This is a genomic window from Paenarthrobacter sp. NPDC091711 (assembly GCF_044756605.1).
GTDB lineage: Bacteria > Actinomycetota > Actinomycetes > Actinomycetales > Micrococcaceae > Arthrobacter.
Genome location: NZ_JBIVTF010000011.1, coordinates 1 through 18,853, shown reverse-complemented (window position 1 = coordinate 18,853; position 18,853 = coordinate 1). Strand labels below are relative to the sequence as shown.

Genomic DNA, 18,853 nt, shown 5'->3' with positions numbered 1-18,853 from the left:
ATCAATGACGCAGTGCTGGCGTGACCAGGCGGGCAAGCTCGGTGCCTGGTGCCGCCAGCCGATCCACTGTGCTGAAGATGAACTCCTGCATTGCGGCCGTGGCTGCTGACGGTCCAATGTCGTTACGTCGGGCCAGATTGACGGTCCTTGTCACTGCGGGATTGACCAGGCGGGCACTGCGCAGTCCGGGCCGGCCGAGGACCACCATGGCCGGCACCACTGCAACGCCTAGTCCCCTTTCCACGAACCGCAGCACGGCATCCATCTCCGCCCCTTCGACGGCGATCACCGGTTCCAAGTCCTTGGCGGAGAAGGCAGCCTCAGTGGCCATCCGCAGATCATAGCTTCGGTTGAAGGCAACCTGCGGAATGCGCGCCAACTCTTCCAGGGTGAGCTCTTGAGGCAAGGACGAGCCGGCGGCGGAGACAACCACCAGCTCCTCGGTCAGCAACGGAATCAGTTCAGTGCCCTGCACTGCGGGGTCCGTTCCGCGGGTGACCACCAGGGCCAGGTCCAGCGCGCTTTCATTGAGGGCACCCACCAGGAAACGGGAACCGCCTTCAGTGATGTGCAGTTCAATTCCTGGATGCGCGCTTCGGAAAGAGGCCAGTACATCGGCCACCAGTGAGACGCACAAAGTAGGTGGGGCGCCCAGGCGAATGCGGCCCCGGCGCAAGCCTGCGAGCTCGTTCATCTGCTCGCGTGCAGTCTGCGCGTCGCCGAGCATGCGCCGGGCGATGGGCAGGAGGAGTTCCCCCGCATTCGTCAGAGTGGCCCCGGACGGTCCCCGGTGGAACAGTGCCACTCCAAGATCGGCCTCCAGCGCCGCGATCTGCCTGCTTAACGACGGTTGCGCGAGGTACAGCTGCTCGGCCGCGCGTGTGAAATGACCCACTCGGGCGATCGCCTCGAAGGAGCGCAACTGCTCTAGTTTCATGGTCATAGCTTACATGCATCGAGTTCAGTCGAACAATTCATTGGAAACATCATGCAGCGCCTTCTAGCGTTGGAAACATGAACCTCAACACCACTCAAGAACGCCTCATGTCCACCACCGTGCTGGTCATCGGTACCGGCGGTGCCGGCCTGCGCGCCTCCATTGAACTCGCCCAGCAAGGGGTGCAGGTCCTGGCAGTGGGTAAGCGACGCAAGCACGACGCCCACACGAGCCTGGCCGCCGGCGGCATCAACGCCGCTTTGGGCACCATGGATCCCGAGGACAGCTGGCAGCAGCACGCCGCCGACACCCTGAGGGAGTCGTACTTCCTGGCCGACCCGTCCATTGTGGAGACGGTAGCCCGCAACGCGGCGCAAGGCATTGAGGACCTCGAACGGTGGGGAATGCCGTTCGCCCGGGAGGAGGACGGACGCATCTCGCAACGCTTCTTCGGCGCCCACAAGTATCGCCGCACAGCCTACGCCGGGGACTACACCGGCCTGGAGATCCAGCGGACACTCATGCGCCGTGCAGCCGAGTTGAACGTGCCCATCATCGACACCGTCTACATCACGCGGTTGCTCGTGGCCGACGGCACCATTTTCGGCGCTTACGGGTTCGACATCGTAGACGGCACCCCCGTACAGATCCACGCCGATGCGGTGATCCTGGCCGCTGGCGGTCATACCCGCATCTGGCGGCACACCTCTTCCCGGCGCGATGAGAACACCGGCGACTCCTTCCGACTGGCCGCCCTGGCCGGAGCCCGGATCCGCGACGCCGAACTGGTTCAGTTCCATCCGTCAGGGCTGTTGGAGCCCGACGACGCCGCCGGCACCTTGGTCTCCGAGGCAGCGCGAGGCGAAGGGGGCATCCTCACCAACGCCCTGGGAGAGCGCTTCATGGAACGCTATGACCCCGAGCGCATGGAACTTTCCACCCGGGACCGGGTTGCGTTGGCCGCATTCACCGAGGTGGCCGAGGGCCGCGGGACCGAGAAAGGCGGCGTCTACCTGGACGTCTCCCACCTGCCGCGGGAAACCATCATGGAAAAGCTGCCACGGGTCTACCGCACCCTGATCGATCTGCAGATGCTGGACATCACCACCCACAAGATCGAAATTGCGCCCACCGCCCACTACTCCATGGGTGGCGTCTGGGTGGCACCAGAGGACCACGGAACGGGAGTGAACGGCCTCTACGCAATCGGCGAGGCATCCTCCGGGCTGCACGGCGCCAACCGCCTCGGCGGCAACTCCCTGATTGAGCTGCTCGTTTACGGTCGTATTACCGGCGAGCATGTGTCCGACTACGTCCGTTCGCACACCAGGATCGTCAGGGATCCCGCCGTAGTGGGAATAGCCCGCGGGGAAATGCAATCACTGCTCAGTGACCGCGGAACGGAGTCCGCACGGCGACTCCAGCGCGAACTGCGCAACCTCATGACCGAGCATGCCGGGGTAGTGCGCACGGAACAGGGATTGGAACAAGGACTGGAGAAGCTGACCGCGCTGGAGGAACGTGCCCAGCTCGTGACAGCCCACCCGGACATTGCAGGGTTCGATGATCTGGCCCACGCTTACGACCTCCTCGGCTCACTCCTTGCAGCACGAGCCACCCTCGAGTGCGCCCTTGAACGCCGCGAAACCCGCGGAGCGCATAACCGGGCTGACTTCCCCACGGCAGATCCGTCACTACAGGGGAACTTCGTCTGGTCAACAGATGAGGGCGTCACCTTCGAAAGTCTGCCTCCGGCTCCGGACTCCTTCCGGGCCCTCGCCGAGGCCACCACGGACGACTCGGTCGCAGGCAAGCTCGTCGAGTAATAGGGAGATCTAGTCGAAGAATCCCACGATGTAGCCGATGAAGAACAGCAACGTGAGCAGCACGCCGGCACCGATGGCAGCCAACCAGAAAACCTGGGTGCCCTTCCTGGGGCCGCCCTCGTCGTGGCCTTGGGGACCGGCTGTTGATGCTTCGCCGGGGGGTGTCTCACCAGGGGGCACTCCCCCACCCGGCTCCAAGCCGGTGATCTTATCCTCGTACGGGTCGGGGTTGCTTCCGGTCACGTTCACTCCCTCGATCGCAGTGCGTGGTGCTGAGTTCAAGGTTATAGGGCCGAGGTGCCCGGGCCTAGGTCCCTTTGGGCCGCATCCCGCGTCGACGTCGGCAGCCGGTAGAGGGACGTGGTGGCAGTGATGTAGAGATCCCGGCCATCAGCCCCGCCGAAGCAGAGATTAGAGACCCGTTCAGGAACCTCGACGGCGGCCAGCAACGCACCGTCGGCGGCGTAGACGCGCACTGACGAGCCTGCGGAAGTCCACACCCGGCCCTCGACATCCACGCGAAAGCCGTCCGAGGCTGCGTCGTCTTCGAGCTCAACAAACGTTCTGCCTTGTCCGCACGAGCCACCCTCCACCGGGTAAACAGCGATCCGGAACGGCACACCGTGGTCCGGGCCCGCCGTGTCAGCAACGTAGAGGAGCGATTCATCCGGGGAGAACGCGAGCCCGTTGGGATGCACCAGATCCGTGACCACCGGAGCCAGGTCCTGGGATTCGGGGTCGAAACGGAACACGTAGCAACCGCCGTATTCCTGCTCACCCTCGTGTCCTTCCACTGTCCCGGGCAGGATCCCGTAGGGAGGATCGGTAAACCAGACCGTGCCGTCCCCAGCCACCACAACATCGTTGGGCGAGTTGAGCCGATGCTCACCGAACGCTTCTACGATCGGCGTCGCCACGCCGTCGTGGTCCCGCTCAACACGCCTGCGGCCGTGGCTGCACTGCACCACGCTGCCGTCCGGATGCAGCGTGCGCCCGTTGGTGTACTCGACGCCGGTGGCGTACTCACGCGTCGCGCCGGTGGCTGGAGAGAACTCGAGAATCCGGTTGTTGGGGATGTCGCTCCAGCGAACTGTCTGTGACTGAGGAATCCAGAGAGGGCCCTCCGCCCAGACGGTTCCTTCAAACAACTTTTCCAGGGGGCCGGTGATCAGTTCTTCCATGTGATCGAGACTAATCGTTCGCTGGTTCCGAGCTGGGCTTCTGGGCCCGTTCTTTGGTGCGGAGTTTGCCGTCGGCGGGCATCACCAGAACCGCCACCACAGTGAGGACGGCGCTGACGAGCACCGCCAGGAAAACGGCCGAGGACGCGTGCGTAGTAGTTTCAGGATCGGGACCACCACTAGGGCTGCTGGCATAGATGGCGTTGGCGATGGCACCGAAAACAGCCACGCCAATGGAGCTGCCGATTGAACGCGCAAAGAGGTTGGTACCGGTGACCACGCCGCGCTCATTCCATTCCACGCTGGTTTGCGCGGCGATAAGGCTCGGCGTTGCCACGAGCCCGAGTCCGAGTCCAACAATGAAGCAAGCCATGGCCACCAGCAGGATATTGGGCGTGGACGCGGTGAGGGCGAGGACGGCCGCGCCGATCACCGTGATCGCGATGCCGATGCTGGCCGTGTTCCGAAATCCGATGCGAAGATAGAGCCGGCCGGCTTGCGACGCACTGATGGGCCAGCCGATGGTCAACGCTGCCAAGGCCAGGCCAGCCAGAAGGGGTGAGGTCTTCAGCGACCCCTCCAAGAAGGTAGGGACGTACGTTGTCAGCCCGAGCATGACTGCACCAACGCCGAAAGAGATCATCGCCGTGGTAGCCAGCAGCCTGCGGGAGACCACCCACGGTGGCAGGATCGGCTCCGCAGCCTTCCTTTCCACCAAGAGAAAAGCAACGAACAACACGGCTCCGCCAGCAAAAACGGAGATGCTGATGGTCGAGTCCCAAGCCCATGCTTGGCCGCCCTGAAGGGCGCCGAGGATCAGCAGGCTCAACGAAATGGTCAGCAGCCCTGCTCCCAAGTAATCGATGCGGTGCTTGGTCCGCTCCACGTTCTCGTGGAAAGTGCGGAGGAGCATCCATCCCGCCAGCAGGCACAGCGGGATGTTGATCAGGAAGATCCACCGCCAGATTCCCAGCGAGGCGAAGACACCTCCCAGAGTGGGCCCTACAACCGAGGAAACAGCCCACACACTTGCCAAATATCCCTGGACTTTTGCCCGCTCCGCCAAGGTGTAAATATCGCCGGCGATCGTGATCGCCACGGGCTGGACCGCCCCGGCCCCGAGCCCCTGGAGCACACGAAAAGCAATGAGAGCCGGCATGCTCCAGGCCAGCCCACACAAAATCGAGCCGAGCAGGAAGAGCCCAATTCCACCCAGGATCATCGGCTTACGGCCCACGACGTCCGAGAGCTTCGCGTAAACAGGTACGGACACTGCCTGCGCCAACAGGTAGGCCGAAAACAGCCACGGGAACGAGGCGAAACCGCCGATGTCCTCCACAATGGACGGCACGGCCGTGGCAACAATGGTGGCATCAATCGCCACCAGTCCAGTGGCCAACATCAGCGCAATCAGAATGGGTCCACGGCGGGAACGGAACCCGACTCCGTCGTCAATCGCTGTGCTCATCGGTGATTACCCCCGTCTGATGTCCACTTCTGCCGGTGGAGCCGTTCGAATCCGTCCAGGAGCAGGTCCAGGGCAAACTCGAACTCGAATTGGTCGTCGCAGCCGCTGCCCACCACGGACTCATCGTCATGTGCCGCCGTTACGGCGATCCTGAAGAGACTAGGGTAGATCTCCGCCATCTGCCGGGCCATGGCGGCCTGCATTTCCGCTTGGTCCGGGCCCGGTTCCGCCGGGTCATCAAAGACTTCCTGGGTGAATCCCCACATTCGGCTGCCCATGGCATGCATCACGTGGTGCGTGAGGTCCGCAGAGAAACCTCCGGCCAGGAACATCCCCGCAAAGCTGTCCATGTACCCAAGTACGGCAGGCGTCACGGTAGTGCGGGACTCGATCACGGGGCGAGCCCAGGCGTGCCGCAGGAGTACTTGCCTGGCCGAAAGAACCCGCTGCCGGACTGCAGACTTCCACGGAGCACGCGCAACGGGAGCTTCGATTTCGCCCACCATGGTGTCCACCATGCCGCCAAGGAGTTCTTCCTTGTTGGCGACGTGCTTGTAGAGAGCCATGGGAACAACGCCAAGCTCCTGCGCCAGCCTGCGCATGCTGAGCGCTTCGATTCCCTCATTGTCCGCCAGGGCAATGGCCGAACGCAGCACACGGTCACGGTTCAGAGGAAGCCGCCGTGGCGTCTCCACTAACTGGGTCATGGGATTCCCTTCTTCACACTCAGCCACGGCCTAAGGCCTTGACAGGTATACAGCGTACACCTAGTGTTTGGACCATAAAGGTGTACACCGTACACCTAGGCCCACGCCGTCATAAGTGAACGGCTAACAACCCAAGAACGCAGGCAGCAGCCATGACATCCACAACCACCCCCTCTGCCCGGAGCCGCGGCATCAATTGGGGCGTGCCCGCGGCGCTGATCATCCTCAGCCTCATCCCGGTGATCGCCGGCGCGGCGCGCCTCACCCAACTCGCCGGCGGCGCAACTGTGACGCCTGAGAACGCCAGGTTCTTCGCTTCGCCCATCCCGGTGGTGACCCATATCGTCACCGTCACGGTGTACAGCCTGCTGGGAGCGTTTCAATTCGTCCCTGCTCTTCGACGCGGTAACCCGCGTCAACGCGGCTCACAACGTCAACGGCGCACATGGTCCTGGCACCAGGCCGCCGGGCGCGTTTTGGTTCCGGCAGGACTGCTAGCTGCCTTGTCCGGCCTGTGGATGTCCATGTTCTACACCCTCCCGGAAACCGACGGCCAGTCCCTCCTGGTTCTTCGCCTGATCTTCGGCTTCGGAATGCTGGGAAGCATCATGCTGGGTCTGCTGGCGATACGCCGGCGGGACTTTGCGGCACACGGTGCCTGGATGACGCGAGCCTACGCAATCGCTGTGGGAGCCGGGACGCAGGCGCTGGTTCTGCTGTCATGGATGCTGATCGCAGGCCCCACTGACCAGACCGTGCGGGCTGTGCTCATGGGGGCAGCCTGGGTGATCAATCTGGTGGTGGCCGAGTACTTCATACAGCGACGGCGGTCCGCCCGTAAGTTCCGTGAGGAACCCCGGGCGACCCGCCGTCGTCGTGAACTTAAGAGTGCTTAGTCGTTGATCAGGTCGTGGACAACGATCGTCTGGTCGCGGTCCGGGCCGACGCCGATTGCCGAGAAGCGCGTGCCGGAGAGCTTTTCGAGGGCCAGCACGTAATTGCGCGCATTCTCGGGGAGGTCTTCCAGGGTGCGGGCGGTGGTGATGTCCTCGGTCCAGCCGTCGAAGTACTCGAAGATGGGGACCGCGTGGTGGAACTCGGTCTGCGTCATGGGCATCTCGTCGTGGCGCACGCCATCAACGTCGTAGGCAACACAGACAGGGATCTGCTCGATGCCCGTGAGCACGTCCAGCTTGGTGACGAAGTAATCCGTGAAGCCGTTGACGCGGGAAGCGTGGCGGGCCAGGACGGCGTCGTACCAACCGCAGCGGCGGGGACGGCCGGTGTTGACACCAAACTCGCCGCCGGTCTTCTGCAAGTAGACGCCCATGTCGTCGAACAGTTCCGTGGGGAACGGTCCGGCGCCGACACGGGTGGTGTAGGCCTTGATGATGCCGATGGACCGCGAAATGCGGGTGGGACCGATGCCCGAGCCAACGGACGCGCCGCCAGCCGTGGGGTTGGACGAGGTGACGAACGGGTAAGTGCCGTGATCGACGTCCAGGAACGTTGCCTGGCCGCCTTCCATGAGCACAACCTTGCCCTCATCCAGGGCGTTGTTGAGGACAAGTGTGCTGTCAATAACCAGCGGGCGCAGACGCTCAGCGAACGACAGGAAGTACTCCACGATCTCGTCCACCACGATATCGCGGCGGTTGTAGACCTTGACCAGGAGTTCGTTCTTCTGGCGCAGCGAACCTTCCACCTTCTGGCGGAGGATGGATTCGTCAAAGACGTCCTGGACGCGGATGCCCAGGCGGGCCACCTTGTCCATGTACGCAGGGCCGATTCCGCGGCCGGTGGTGCCGATGGCGCGGCTGCCAAGGAAGCGTTCGGTCACCTTGTCCAGCACCTGGTGGTACGGGGCAACCAAGTGGGCGTTGGCCGAAACGCGAAGGCGGGAGGTGTCCGCGCCACGGGCTTCAAGGCCATCGATTTCCTGGAAGAGTGCCTCCAGGTTCACCACGCAGCCGTTGCCAATAATGGGGATTGCGTTGGGGCTCAGGATGCCCGCGGGAAGGAGCTTCAGCTCATACTTCTCACCGCCAACAACCACGGTGTGCCCGGCGTTGTTACCGCCGTTGGGCTTGACCACGTAGTCAACGCGGCCACCGAGCAGATCGGTTGCTTTGCCTTTGCCTTCGTCGCCCCACTGGGCTCCGACGATCACGATAGCGGGCATGGGATCCTCCCCCATTCTTTCGGGCCCAAACCCAGCCGGATGACCAGGACTAGACGCCGTACATGAGAATGCCCCGACGTAGCTGGTGCAGCCTGCCCGGAGGCACGGCATACGCAAGAGTTTCGGGGCTCTTACCAGCCAAGTTTAGCCGATCACAACGGTTTCTCTGGTGTTTGCCCGGCGTTGGGGTGCCGTTGTGGATAAGTCAAGGAACGGCGAGCGCCACAGGACCAGCCGAGGAACTGCCCAGTTGCAGGCTCAACAAGCCGGCACTGTCCACCAGCCCCACTCTGATGGCCGAGACCTTGTACTCCCCCACTGCCGCCGTAACATCCGCCGGTTTGGTCCCGGGCCAGCTTTGATCCGGTTGCACGTTGACGTTGATGGCCACCAGAGACCGGACTGCTGTCAGGAGAGGCCCGACGGCGTTAATCACCGGTGTGATCAGTAACTGCAGGCTTGAGCCCAGGTTGGTGACGAGCCCGGTGTTGAAAATGGTGGCGTTGAGGACGTTCTTGACCACGTTGTTGGTGCCGGTGGACAGGGGACCCAGGAGAGTGTTGAGCAGCGCAGTCACCACACCCAGCGCATCGCCCCCAAGAACTTGAGTGGTTACTTTCGGCGCTGTTGCCGTACCGGCCAGGAAGCTTCCAAGTGAGGCCGGACCAATGGCTACCGTCACTTTGGCTAAGGGGGTGCCCAGCAGGGGTGCTCTGAGGTCAATGGTCGTGGTTGCTTCGAGGGTGATATTGCTCAGCGCCACGGTAACTGCCGCCAGGACCCGGTTTTTCCACGAGTCCAACAAGGCGGTAACTCTGGAGGTGACCGCCGCCGTCATTGCCGCGTCCAGCACAACTGCGTGGTTCGGTTCCATCCCGTTCAGGCCAAGGGTGCTGCTGCCTGCCAAGGCGGCGATATTCACCTTGACTGTTCCAGCGCCAAGGTCCACCGTCACGATCCCGTCCGTCATGGACTCCGTCATCAGCGCTGTCACTCCGGTGAGGTTCGGAGCACTCAAAGTAGCCGTGGTGCTATAGGTTCCCAGCGCCAGTGTCCCGAGCAGCGGATCCACGATCGCTTTTAGTCCATTGGTAATCCCGGTGGTCAACCCACCGGTCCCCAACAACGCGTTCAATTGTGTGGGCACGGCTCCCACCAGCGAGGCACCCTGCGTGGACAGCGTGCCCACGGCCGGAACAGCCGCGTTCAGGTCCAAGCCTGCGATGCCGTATTGGCGTTGCACCTCGGGTGTGGGGTCCAGCGTGGGCCATCCGTTGACCATGTCGCAGCCGTCCAGCTGTGACGACGAGGCTACTGCCCCTACGTCCAGCGTGACTCCGGCCAGCGAGGCCGGGACGATGTTCCCCAAGGAAATACTGGCCGATTTCGGCGCGGTGGCCGCACCCTGCGCTGTCCCGGCGACGTCCACGGCACCGGTCTGATCCGAGACCAGGCCGGACGCACCATGTGCTTGGCCGCTGTTCTCGGAGCGGGCCCACTGTGTGTAGGTGCCCACGCCGCCCACGGGCAACCCCAGTCCCAAGCCCACAGAGATGGGGCTGCTGCCCAGCACTGAGACGGGGATCTTGGTGACGTAAGCGTCCGTGGTTCCGGGAACGAGGGTTGCGGACAGGGGTGTGCGTGTGGCCGTGGTGCCGTTGTTCAGCACGGTCAGCCCCTGGACTCCGGCAACAGTGTCCAGGCTGGTGTTCAGCACTGTGCCCTGCAACTGCCTGGCCCAGGACTGGTTGGTGAACATGGTGGTGGTGCTGCAGTCGCCCGGCGAGCTGACGCCGACGGCGCTTCTCACCCATTCGTTGTCCGTCCAGGCAGCGGTGGTGACGCTGGTTGTCGCAGCGAGTGTGATCGCTGCGGTGGCTGCTACAAGCACCAAGCGTCGCGGCCGGCCCAGGACACGGCGGAAGATGTGCCGTGCCCTCATGCGCTCTGCCCTGAGGTTTCGCGCGGGTCTGAGCTTCCGTGCGGGTCCGCAGTTTCTCGCGGGCGCCTCATCATGGTCAGGAGCGCAGCCCCCACAAGGAGCAACCCGCCACCAGCGAAGAGTGCCGGCAAGGACGATGCTCCGGTGTCTCCGAGAGGTTCGCGTCCGTGGGTCGAGGTGTTCCCGTCTGCGGGCGGTGGCAGCGAAGGTGCGCCCCCGCCGTCGTCGTCTCCCATGGCAGTGATCCCGATTCCCAAGGTGAGGTTGGCACCCTCCGCGGGTGCGCTGTTCAGTGGTTTGCTTAGTGTGAAACGCAGGTAGGGCGACGTTCCGGCGTGTAAGTCCCTGAGCGGAATCCGCACGCTCTGGTCCCAGGCGTCCAAGGTGGTGGCGGCGATCCGGGAGGTCGAACCCAGCGGACATTCCAGTTGCTGGTTGAGTCCGCTGTCGCCCTGCCAGGGAGTGGCGCATTCGTCCACAGCGATGGCGTAACCGCCGGCCCCGGCCAGTCCACCGCCCGCCGTCAGCTGGAGCGTGGACGTTGCCCGTGGCTTCTCAAGAGACAACCCGATCTGCCAGGAAAAGGAGTCCCCGGCGTCCAGTGCGGGAAACTCCAAGGGGTACACGGATGAGGAGAGCCACAGCAGGCCGGGCGTGCCGTTCTCCAGAACAGGAATGAGCTGATCGGCAGCTTTGGCGGGAAAGGCAAACGTCAATACACACACGACGGCGGCGCACACCACCGCTGCCGGCCTCGCTGCCTGCATCCACCACTTCACTGCTCAATCACCTCCCTGTTGAATCCTTGCGCGCTGTTAAATCCTTGCGCGGGCCAGGTCACCCCTTGTGCCGGGCAACCCGTTTGGGCCAGTAGGCCCACACCACCAGCACGGCCACGGCCAAGGTGGCGCCGCCAATGAAACCTGGTCCCCTCATGGCCATCACCCAAGAGCCGACAGCAGGGACTGTTGCCAGCACCTTTTGAGCCGTTTCCACCTCGTAGGGCAGCGGATCCTCGGAACTGTTCGCATCACCCTTGAGCCTGAGGGATGCCCCGGAACCGTCGGGCTCCACCGAGACCACCCGGTGCGTTACCAACACCCCGGATTCGGAACGCTGAACTGAGACGACGTCGCCGGGAACCAGCGACTCAGCCGGCACCTGAACGGTGAGCGACAACGCCCCCACGGGATAGACCGGTTCCATGGAGCCTGTCCTGAACACCACAAACGAGGCCTTGAAAATGAACCCCAGAACCAACGCCACGATGCACAGCAACCCCAAGAGGGCCACCACAGTGAGTGCGACTTCGCGTGAGACTTTAAGGATCCGGGAAATGACGGGCCAGAAACCCGCCCCTCCCACGGCAGGGGCCGCGGGCGGCAGCGGGAACGAGCTTCTGGTCCGGGTCAAAGGCTCTGTCACAGAGCTTGGCTAGGAGCCAGCGATGCTGGTGAACCTCCACAGGGGGATGGTCTGCTTGCCCTGAAGGGCCACATCCGTCACCGAGGATGGCAGCGTGATGGCGAAGCAGACATCTACTGCGGCGCCCGCGGTAGCTGCGTCTGCGCCCTTCGGCAAGGAGATGGCTACGCCGGACGTGGTGGTCAACGGCACACTGGCACCTGCGGAACCCACAATGTCAGTGCCGCCGGTCAGGACACCATCGGCGCAGTTCTGCTTGGTGACTCCTGAAACCGCGCGGACGGTCAAGGCATTGTAGAGGGCCAGGGAGTTGTCAGTGGTGTCAGATGCCGGGGCCGTTCCGCCGAGCTTGAGGGCTTCGGCGAGGGTGGCGGTCAGCGCTTCCGAGCCCGCTGCAGCCCTGAGCTGCATGGGTGCGTAGGCCGTATCGCCGGGCTTCAGGGCAGCCGAGATGGCACCGAATGTCAGGGCGCCATCGTTGTCTCCACCTGCGGAAGAATCCGGCGCCGTGGGGATGTTCGGCTTGTCGCTCCACAGATCAGCCCCACCGCCGTTGGTGTTCGTGAACGTGTTCTGCTCCATGTGGTACGTCAGGGTACCGGGGCCGTTGTCCCCACCTGAATTACCGAAGATCCACTCATTATCCGTCCAGGCAGCCAAGGTGAAAGCTGCGCCGACGCCCAGCACAAGTCCACCGGCAAGAAGTGCCCGGACCTTCGTGGCCTTATTGGATGACGTTTTTGCGACCATTTTTTCTTACCCCCCACGGTAGGTGACGCTGAGACCTGAATCTGGTGGGGTGGCCATACGGTTCCCCCGAAACTGGTGGTTTCAAAGACAGTATGTGGGTGGGAAATGCCGCCGCGGGCCGGGGTGCACTTTAGGGTTAACGCGGACGTTCGACGACGGTGCGGGCCGCCTTATGTGGCCGAGCCGCCTGCCACGAAGTGCAGCGCCGATTCGGCAAGAGCCGTTGTTCATCATCAGGGAGCGTGCCCCGAACATTTTTCCCATCACCACCCCGGCCGAAGCCAAATCAGCTCCCAGACCTTCAAAGGCGGCGGTGGCGGCAGCGGACGACTCTGATTTCTCCATAGGCCGCATCATGGCGCAGAGTGACTGCCAGCGTCGAGGGGTGCCCGTCGGCGTCGAGATGCGTGCCACGTTCTTGGGCAACACGCCGCGTCGCATTCAGAAGGCGCGCCGAACAAGGCCCCGTTCACCCCCATAGTCCGGTAAGGTTAGTTAGCCCCCAACAGCACCCTTTGAGGTTTGGCTGCGGCATGCCCGCGGCACCTTGGAACGGTGCGCTGTAACACCTAGGAGACCTAACCCCTGATGCAAGAACTGGCGACTGAATCACCCGAAGAAATCCTCTGGAACCGCCGCTACGAACCGCACATTGCCGAGGTCAACGAGCTGTGCGACTCCATCAAGGTGCAGAAGCCGGGCAGCGAGGTCCTCTACATCGACCCCGCCCACAGCATGGATGACTGCCGAATCGTCAGCCTTTTCTCCAATCAGCGCACCAACACCGGCGAGGGTTTCATCAACCCGGGCGACGAAGAAGCCACCACCCGCATGCTGGGCATGCAGTGGCAGCTGGGCCTGCGCCCCGAGCTCATGATGCCCTGGAACGCGTACCCGTGGATTGAACCTTCCGAGGAACCGGGCAAGCTGACGCCCGCCAACATCACCGAGGGCCTCAAGCCGCTCCTGCGCCTTCTGCAGCTCCTTCCGCGCACCTCCGCCCTGGTGGCACACGGCAACGAGGCACACCGCCTCGCCGATCAGCTCATGAAGGCCGCACCGGCCAGCATCGCGCGCCGCGGCTTCAAGACCTTCAAGGTCCGCTCGCTCGGTGGCCGCTCCTTCGCCGGCACCCCGGCCCGCCAGCAGGAATACCTGGACGCCATCCACGGCGCCTACGCCGAGGCCATGGCCCGCACGGGCATTCCCCGCAAGGCCTAATTACCCCTGCGCTTAACGACGGCGGCCCTCACCTTTTGGTGGGGGCCGCCGTTCGTTGTTGGGGTGCTTGTTGTGGGGGTTGGGTCTATTAGCCGACCAGCATGCTGCGGAGGTCCTTCAGGATCAGCTGCGCGCCTGTGGGTCCGAGGCCGAGGAACCAGACGTCGTCGCTGACGGCCTTGGCCTGGCCGGCTTTGACTGCACCGAGCTTGGGCCAGACGGCGCCTTCAACAACGGACGTTTCGCCGGTGGCTGCGGGATCGCCGTAGCTGCTGTAGAAGATCCAGTCGGCATCGCCCTGTTCGATGTTCTCGGCCGAGATCTCCGCTGCGAGTTCATCGATGTTCTGGTTCTCCGGACGGGCCAGGCCGGCATCCTTCAGGATGACGCCGATCAGCGACTTGTTCGCGTAGAGGCGGATCTTGCCGGGGAGGAAGCGGACCAGCGAGATCTTGGGATCGCCCTTGACGTCTGCCTTGAGGGCGTCAGCTTCGGTCTGGTAGTCGTTGAGCGCCTTGACGGCCTTGTCTTCCTCACCCAGGGACTTGCCCACCAGGAGGAAGTTCTCCTTCCACGGGAAGCCCGGACGGATGCTGAACACTGTGGGAGCGATGGCGGACAACTGCTTGTACAGCTTGTCGGCGCGGAGCTGGCTGCCCAGGATGAGGTCCGGCTTCAGCGCTGCGATGGCCTCAAGGTTGAGGTCCTGGATGGTGCCAACCGAGGCCACGTCCTTGACCTTGTCAGCCAAGTACGTGGGAACAGGGTTGGCGCCTTCGGTGGTGGCCATGCCTACCGGCGTGATGCCGAGACTCACGACGTCGTCCAGCTCACCGGTGTCGAGGACCACCACGCGGGTGGGCTTCTTCTCCAGGGTGGTTTCCCCGTTGGCGTGCTTGAGAGTGCGCGGGAAGACGCCGGGGGCGGCGTCCGTGCCGAGCTTTGCCGTTTCCTGGTCCGCGGTGGTGAACTTGGATCCGCCGGTGGCAACATCGGCGTTGCCAGCGGTGGAGCCGGAGCCGCCACTGCTGCCGCAGCCCGCGAGGAGGCCCACCACTACGGCGGCGCCAGCCACCTTCATGGCAAGTTTGCGCATGCGGGAAGCCTTACGGGGCTGCACTTCAAAATCGTCATTTTTCACTGGGTAAGGCTAACCTAATTAAGGCACACTTCCGTGACGTTGTGACAACAGTCACGGGATGGCCCACTTCTCCTGCCCCACCCCTCTCGGAATGGTCCCCTGCTGTGTCCCACCTGACGGCGCTATGTCCCAAGTAGCCGCTCCCGCCCGTTCGGCTGCAAGCGCAGTGGCCAGTTCCGGTGTCGTCAATAAATCCCGCTGGCGCATCGCTGTCCTGGTACTTGCCGCGGCAGTCCTGCTGGGCACCGTGGTGCTGAGCCTGGGCGTCGGCGCAAAGTTCATCCCGGCGGCCACTGTCCTGGAAGCGTTCACCAACCCGCAGGACACGGCCGATCACGCGATCATTCTTGAAAGCCGCCTGCCACGCACCTTAATGGGGATCGCCGTCGGCGTTGCCCTGGGTGTGGCCGGCGCGCTCATCCAGGCCATCACAAGGAACCCCCTGGCCGATCCGGGCATCCTGGGCGTCAACGCTGGCGCATCCTTCGCGATAGTGCTGGCAATTGGCGTCTTTGGCATTGGTTCCCTGAGCGGCTACATCTGGTTTGCGTTTGCGGGCGCCATCCTCACCACCGCGGCCGTGTACCTGATCGGGACCTCCGGCAGGAACGTGGTGAATCCCATCCGGCTGACGCTGGCGGGCGTTGCTTTGGGCGCGGTCCTCACCGGGATCGGCTCCGGGCTCACCCTCTTGAACCCCAAAGCCTTCGATCACCTGCGCTCGTGGAGCATCGGCTCGCTGGACACCCGCAGCATGGAGTCCGTCCTGACCGTGGCACCGTTCATGGGTGTGGGGCTCCTGGTGGCCTTGTTCTGCGTCCGTGGACTCAACGCCGTGGCACTGGGTGATGACCTCGCCACCTCCCTCGGCGCCAACGTCAACCGCACACGCGTCCTGGGCATCGTAGCCATCACACTCCTGAGCGGCGCAGCTACCGCCGGGGCTGGCGCCATCGGATTCGTGGGGCTCATGATTCCGCATGTGGCCCGGTGGATCGTAGGGCCGGACCAGCGTTGGATCCTGGCCACCACTGTGGTCCTGTCCCCCATCCTGCTGTTGGTCTCCGACGTCGTTGGCAGGGTGGCCGCGCCCGGTGAGCTGCAGGTAGGCGTGGTGACCGCGTTCATTGGCGCCCCCGTACTGATCGCCTTGGCTCGTCGGCGGAAGGTGAGCGGGCTATGACGCGCTTGGATCCCGGTAGCCGCATCGACGTTGGCCGGCCCACGATCTTGCTCCGCAACCGCTCCCTGAGCCTCCTTTTTGATGTCCGGAGCATCCTCGTCTGCATCCCGTTGGCCTTGGCCGCACTCGCTGTGGCTGTTGTTTCACTGGCCACCGGCGACTACGACGTCTCCGTGCAACAGGTCCTGCAAGCCTTCACCGGCGATGCACCAGGCCTCGCCCAGACCATCGTTATGGAGTGGCGTCTCCCCCGTGTACTTGCGGCGCTGGTGTTCGGCGCGGCCTTGGGAATGAGCGGTGGAATATTCCAGTCCATGACCCGCAACCCGCTGGGCAGCCCGGACATCATCGGGTTCAACACGGGCGCCTACACCGGGGCACTCATCGTGATGCTGACGGTGGGCGGCGGCTACCTTGGCATCGCAGCGGGCGCCCTGGTGGGTGGCGTCCTCACCGCTCTGGCCGTCTACTTACTGGCTTACCGCCGCGGCTCCCAGGGCTTCCGGCTCATCATCGTAGGCATCGGCATCAGTGCGATGCTCGCCGCCTTGAACCACTGGCTCATCCTGCAGGCCGAGCTTGAGGCCGCCCTGGCGGCTGCTGTCTGGGGAGCCGGGTCCCTCAACGGCATCACGTGGGAGCAAGCGGCGCCTGCCGCCGTCGTGGTTGTTGTGGTTGGCTTGGCCACGCTGGCAGTGGCGCGTCGGATGCAGCTTCTTGAAATGGGCGACGACGCCGCACGCGCCTTGGGCGTCCGGGCGGAACCCACGCGTTTGTTGTTGCTGATTCTGGGCGTCGCACTGACGGCGGCAGTGACTGCAGTGGCCGGGCCCATCGCGTTCGTGGCCCTCGCCGCTCCGCAGTTGGCCCGCCGACTCACCCGGAGCGCCGGCATCACCCTGGTTCCCTCCGCAGTGATGGGCGCCTTCCTGCTGGTGGCGAGCGATCTTGCCGCACAGCGCCTGTTCGCACCGATCCAGTTGCCCGTTGGTGTTGTGACGGTGTGCATCGGCGGTATCTACCTCGTCTGGCTTTTGGCCAGGGAAGCAAGGAAATCATGAGCCTCACTACAGCTGCGCCGCAGCTCCATGCCGAAGCCCTGACCATCGGCTACGAGCAACGCATCATCTCCGAGAACCTCAATGTGCGCATCCCCGAGGGGAAGTTCACAGTGATCGTCGGACCTAACGCCTGCGGTAAGTCCACCTTGCTGCGTGCATTGGCCCGGCTCATCAAGCCCCGCAGTGGGCAGGTGCTGTTGGACGGCAAGTCCGTAACCTCGCTTCCGGCTAAGGAGCTGGCACGGCGCCTGGGATTGCTGCCACAGTCTTCCATCGCCCCCGACGGCATCACCGTGGCGGACCTCGTGGCGCGCGGCCGCTACCCGCACCAGAAACTGCTGCGGCAGTGGAGTGAGGAGGACGAGTCCGCAGTGGTGGAAGCCATGGAAGCCACGGGCGTTTCGGCCTTATCCGGGCGACTGGTGGACGAACTGTCCGGAGGCCAGCGCCAGCGCGTGTGGGTGGCCATGGTGCTCGCCCAGCAGACGCCGCTGATGCTCCTGGACGAGCCCACCACGTTCCTGGACATCGCCCACCAGATCGAGTTGCTGGAACTGTTCCGCGAGCTCAACCTGGACAAGGGCCACACCTTGGTTGCCGTGCTGCACGACCTCAACCACGCCAGCCGCTATGCGGACCACATCATTGCCATGAAGGACGGCGTGGTGGTGGCCGAAGGCGCTCCCCTTGACGTGATCACGGAATCCTTGGTGGACGAAGTGTTCGGAATGGCCTGCCAAATTATCGATGACCCCGTGACGCACACGCCGCTGGTGGTACCGCTCGGGCGGCCGAGGCACGCGGCGGTCACGGACTAACACCCTTAACGACGACGGCGACCCTCACCTTTCTGGTGAGGGTCGCCGTCGTTTTCGTGCTTGAGTTCCTAGCGGGCCTCGAGCGCTGCCTTGGCTTTGGGATCCGAGTCGTTCAGGAACTTCTCGATCCGCTCCGGCTCTTCAGCTTCGCCGATTGCCGATGCCGCACGGCCCAGGGCGTAGAGGGCACGCAGGAAGCCCTGGTTGGGCTCGTGCTCCCACGGGATGGGTCCCACTCCGCGCCAGCCGTTGCGGCGCAGGGAATCCAGGCCGCGGTGGTAGCCAACGCGGGCATAGGCGTAGGACTCGATGGTCCGGCCTTCCGCCCAGGCTTCCTCTGCGAGGATGGCCCACAGAAGGGACGACGTGGGGTTCTTCGCCACCAGGTCAAGCGCTTCGTTGCCGAGAGCCAGGTGCTGGTAGATTTCGGTTTCGGCGGGCAGGAGCGTGGGCTCCGGCCCCATGAGGTTTCTGCGGAATTCGTCAGACATTAGAAGGTCTTGCCAACCGATCCGAGCTGCTGGGCGGCTTCGACGATGCGCGCGGCCATGCCGGCTTCGGCGGAAGCGCCCCAAACGCGGGGATCGTAGGTCTTCTTGTTGCCCATTTCGCCGTCGATCTTCAGGACGCCGTCGTAGTTGGCGAGCATGTGGCCGGCCACCGGGCGGGTGAATGCGTACTGGGTGTCGGTGTCGATGTTCATCTTGATCACACCATAGGAAACGGCGTCAGCGATTTCCTGCTCGGTGGAGCCCGAACCGCCGTGGAAGACCAGATCAAACGGGTTTTCCTTGCCGATCTTCGCACCAACCTCGGCCTGGATCTGCTTGAGCAGTTCCGGGCGGAGCTTCACGTTGCCCGGCTTGTACACACCGTGCACATTGCCGAACGTCAACGCGGTCAGGTAACGGCCGTGCTCGCCGGCACCGAGGGCCTCGATCGTGGCGAGGGCGTCTTCGGTGGTGGTGTACAGCTTCTCGTTGATCTCGTTCTCAACACCGTCTTCTTCGC

The 18,853-nt window shown here is 63.8% G+C and carries 19 protein-coding genes; 6 read left to right on the top strand and 13 right to left on the bottom strand.

Features of this window, described 5'->3' with window-relative positions:
- Nucleotide 1: 1 nt before the first annotated feature.
- Entirely contained in the window at nucleotides 2-943 is a 942-nt protein-coding gene (locus tag ACIQH5_RS15945) for a LysR family transcriptional regulator (RefSeq protein WP_400405099.1), read from the bottom strand.
- 71 nt (nucleotides 944-1,014) lie between these two features.
- Between ACIQH5_RS15945 and ACIQH5_RS15940 the strand changes: the two genes are divergently transcribed.
- Complete coding sequence (locus tag ACIQH5_RS15940; RefSeq protein ID WP_400405097.1) at nucleotides 1,015-2,763, top strand: L-aspartate oxidase; 1,749 nt, start codon at nucleotides 1,015-1,017, stop codon at nucleotides 2,761-2,763.
- A gap of 9 nt (nucleotides 2,764-2,772) precedes the next feature.
- On the opposite strand, the gene ACIQH5_RS15935 is transcribed toward ACIQH5_RS15940, so the two are convergent.
- The 4 genes from ACIQH5_RS15935 to ACIQH5_RS15920 are packed head-to-tail and all read right to left on the bottom strand — an operon-like array spanning nucleotide 2,773 to nucleotide 6,119.
- Complete coding sequence (locus tag ACIQH5_RS15935) at nucleotides 2,773-3,006, bottom strand: DUF6480 family protein (RefSeq protein WP_400405096.1); 234 nt, start codon at nucleotides 3,004-3,006, stop codon at nucleotides 2,773-2,775.
- Nucleotides 3,007-3,047: 41 nt separating this feature from the next.
- Nucleotides 3,048-3,944, bottom strand: coding sequence for an SMP-30/gluconolactonase/LRE family protein (locus tag ACIQH5_RS15930; RefSeq protein ID WP_400405095.1), 897 nt, complete (start codon nucleotides 3,942-3,944; stop codon nucleotides 3,048-3,050).
- Between the two features lie 10 nt (nucleotides 3,945-3,954).
- Entirely contained in the window at nucleotides 3,955-5,412 is a 1,458-nt protein-coding gene (locus ACIQH5_RS15925; protein ID WP_400405093.1) for an MFS transporter, read from the bottom strand.
- Nucleotides 5,409-6,119 (bottom strand): TetR/AcrR family transcriptional regulator, encoded by a 711-nt coding sequence (locus ACIQH5_RS15920; RefSeq protein ID WP_400405091.1) that lies wholly within the window; start codon nucleotides 6,117-6,119, stop codon nucleotides 5,409-5,411. Before ACIQH5_RS15920 ends, ACIQH5_RS15925 begins: the two co-directional genes overlap by 4 nt.
- Before the next feature lie 152 nt (nucleotides 6,120-6,271).
- On the opposite strand from ACIQH5_RS15920, the gene ACIQH5_RS15915 reads away from it, so the two are divergent.
- Nucleotides 6,272-7,015, top strand: coding sequence for a DUF2306 domain-containing protein (locus ACIQH5_RS15915; RefSeq protein WP_400405089.1), 744 nt, complete (start codon nucleotides 6,272-6,274; stop codon nucleotides 7,013-7,015).
- Here the strand turns inward: ACIQH5_RS15915 and ACIQH5_RS15910 are convergent.
- From ACIQH5_RS15910 to ACIQH5_RS15890, 5 genes are all read right to left on the bottom strand, one after another.
- Complete coding sequence (locus ACIQH5_RS15910) at nucleotides 7,012-8,301, bottom strand: adenylosuccinate synthase (RefSeq protein WP_400405086.1); 1,290 nt, start codon at nucleotides 8,299-8,301, stop codon at nucleotides 7,012-7,014. The genes ACIQH5_RS15915 and ACIQH5_RS15910 overlap by 4 nt on opposite strands.
- A gap of 205 nt (nucleotides 8,302-8,506) precedes the next feature.
- Nucleotides 8,507-10,243, bottom strand: a complete 1,737-nt coding sequence (locus ACIQH5_RS15905) for a choice-of-anchor G family protein (protein WP_400405084.1) — start codon at nucleotides 10,241-10,243, stop codon at nucleotides 8,507-8,509.
- The gene (locus ACIQH5_RS15900; protein ID WP_400405082.1) at nucleotides 10,240-11,022 is read right to left on the bottom strand and encodes a hypothetical protein; all 783 of its coding nucleotides are present in this window, start codon (nucleotides 11,020-11,022) and stop codon (nucleotides 10,240-10,242) included. Before ACIQH5_RS15900 ends, ACIQH5_RS15905 begins: the two co-directional genes overlap by 4 nt.
- A 58-nt stretch (nucleotides 11,023-11,080) precedes the next feature.
- Entirely contained in the window at nucleotides 11,081-11,668 is a 588-nt protein-coding gene (locus tag ACIQH5_RS15895) for a signal peptidase I (RefSeq protein WP_400405080.1), read from the bottom strand.
- A gap of 9 nt (nucleotides 11,669-11,677) precedes the next feature.
- Nucleotides 11,678-12,418 (bottom strand): SipW-dependent-type signal peptide-containing protein, encoded by a 741-nt coding sequence (locus ACIQH5_RS15890; protein WP_400405079.1) that lies wholly within the window; start codon nucleotides 12,416-12,418, stop codon nucleotides 11,678-11,680.
- A gap of 588 nt (nucleotides 12,419-13,006) precedes the next feature.
- On the opposite strand from ACIQH5_RS15890, the gene ACIQH5_RS15885 reads away from it, so the two are divergent.
- Nucleotides 13,007-13,639 (top strand): hypothetical protein, encoded by a 633-nt coding sequence (locus tag ACIQH5_RS15885; protein ID WP_024819365.1) that lies wholly within the window; start codon nucleotides 13,007-13,009, stop codon nucleotides 13,637-13,639.
- 88 nt (nucleotides 13,640-13,727) lie between these two features.
- On the opposite strand, the gene ACIQH5_RS15880 is transcribed toward ACIQH5_RS15885, so the two are convergent.
- Nucleotides 13,728-14,720, bottom strand: a complete 993-nt coding sequence (locus tag ACIQH5_RS15880; RefSeq protein WP_400405337.1) for an ABC transporter substrate-binding protein — start codon at nucleotides 14,718-14,720, stop codon at nucleotides 13,728-13,730.
- A gap of 184 nt (nucleotides 14,721-14,904) precedes the next feature.
- On the opposite strand from ACIQH5_RS15880, the gene ACIQH5_RS15875 reads away from it, so the two are divergent.
- The 3 genes from ACIQH5_RS15875 to ACIQH5_RS15865 are packed head-to-tail and all read left to right on the top strand — an operon-like array spanning nucleotide 14,905 to nucleotide 17,842.
- On the top strand, nucleotides 14,905-15,963 hold the full coding sequence (locus ACIQH5_RS15875; protein WP_400405077.1) for an iron chelate uptake ABC transporter family permease subunit: 1,059 nt from the start codon (nucleotides 14,905-14,907) through the stop codon (nucleotides 15,961-15,963).
- A complete protein-coding gene (gene fepG, locus ACIQH5_RS15870; protein ID WP_400405075.1) occupies nucleotides 15,960-17,024 on the top strand; it encodes an iron-enterobactin ABC transporter permease in 1,065 nt (354 codons plus the stop codon). The genes ACIQH5_RS15875 and fepG overlap by 4 nt, the downstream gene beginning before the upstream one ends.
- The gene (locus ACIQH5_RS15865; protein ID WP_400405074.1) at nucleotides 17,021-17,842 is read left to right on the top strand and encodes an ABC transporter ATP-binding protein; all 822 of its coding nucleotides are present in this window, start codon (nucleotides 17,021-17,023) and stop codon (nucleotides 17,840-17,842) included. Before fepG ends, ACIQH5_RS15865 begins: the two co-directional genes overlap by 4 nt.
- 68 nt (nucleotides 17,843-17,910) lie before the next feature.
- On the opposite strand, the gene ACIQH5_RS15860 is transcribed toward ACIQH5_RS15865, so the two are convergent.
- Together ACIQH5_RS15860 and ACIQH5_RS15855 are read right to left on the bottom strand one after the other, a co-directional pair.
- Nucleotides 17,911-18,333: a DUF3151 domain-containing protein gene (locus ACIQH5_RS15860; RefSeq protein WP_400405073.1), complete on the bottom strand. Its 423-nt coding sequence runs from the start codon at nucleotides 18,331-18,333 to the stop codon at nucleotides 17,911-17,913.
- The coding region (locus ACIQH5_RS15855; RefSeq protein ID WP_400405072.1) for a class II fructose-bisphosphate aldolase at nucleotides 18,333-18,853 on the bottom strand (521 nt) is incomplete at its 5' end. The genes ACIQH5_RS15860 and ACIQH5_RS15855, both read right to left, overlap by 1 nt.

Excerpts from the sequence above, each read along its gene's own strand:
- ACIQH5_RS15860 (WP_400405073.1), bottom strand. The coding sequence starts at position 18,333 with ATGTCTGACGAATTCCGCAGAAACCTCATGGGGCCGGAGCCCACGCTC.
- ACIQH5_RS15925 (WP_400405093.1), bottom strand. The coding sequence starts at position 5,412 with ATGAGCACAGCGATTGACGACGGAGTCGGGTTCCGTTCCCGCCGTGGA.
- ACIQH5_RS15930 (WP_400405095.1), bottom strand. The coding sequence starts at position 3,944 with ATGGAAGAACTGATCACCGGCCCCCTGGAAAAGTTGTTTGAAGGAACC.
- ACIQH5_RS15885 (WP_024819365.1), top strand. The coding sequence starts at position 13,007 with ATGCAAGAACTGGCGACTGAATCACCCGAAGAAATCCTCTGGAACCGC.
- ACIQH5_RS15915 (WP_400405089.1), top strand. The coding sequence starts at position 6,272 with ATGACATCCACAACCACCCCCTCTGCCCGGAGCCGCGGCATCAATTGG.
- fepG (WP_400405075.1), top strand. The coding sequence starts at position 15,960 with ATGACGCGCTTGGATCCCGGTAGCCGCATCGACGTTGGCCGGCCCACG.
- ACIQH5_RS15875 (WP_400405077.1), top strand. The coding sequence starts at position 14,905 with ATGTCCCAAGTAGCCGCTCCCGCCCGTTCGGCTGCAAGCGCAGTGGCC.
- ACIQH5_RS15910 (WP_400405086.1), bottom strand. The coding sequence starts at position 8,301 with ATGCCCGCTATCGTGATCGTCGGAGCCCAGTGGGGCGACGAAGGCAAA.
- ACIQH5_RS15920 (WP_400405091.1), bottom strand. The coding sequence starts at position 6,119 with ATGACCCAGTTAGTGGAGACGCCACGGCGGCTTCCTCTGAACCGTGAC.
- ACIQH5_RS15905 (WP_400405084.1), bottom strand. The coding sequence starts at position 10,243 with ATGAGGGCACGGCACATCTTCCGCCGTGTCCTGGGCCGGCCGCGACGC.
- ACIQH5_RS15865 (WP_400405074.1), top strand. The coding sequence starts at position 17,021 with ATGAGCCTCACTACAGCTGCGCCGCAGCTCCATGCCGAAGCCCTGACC.
- ACIQH5_RS15890 (WP_400405079.1), bottom strand. The coding sequence starts at position 12,418 with ATGGTCGCAAAAACGTCATCCAATAAGGCCACGAAGGTCCGGGCACTT.
- ACIQH5_RS15945 (WP_400405099.1), bottom strand. The coding sequence starts at position 943 with ATGACCATGAAACTAGAGCAGTTGCGCTCCTTCGAGGCGATCGCCCGA.
- ACIQH5_RS15880 (WP_400405337.1), bottom strand. The coding sequence starts at position 14,720 with ATGAAGGTGGCTGGCGCCGCCGTAGTGGTGGGCCTCCTCGCGGGCTGC.
- ACIQH5_RS15940 (WP_400405097.1), top strand. The coding sequence starts at position 1,015 with ATGAACCTCAACACCACTCAAGAACGCCTCATGTCCACCACCGTGCTG.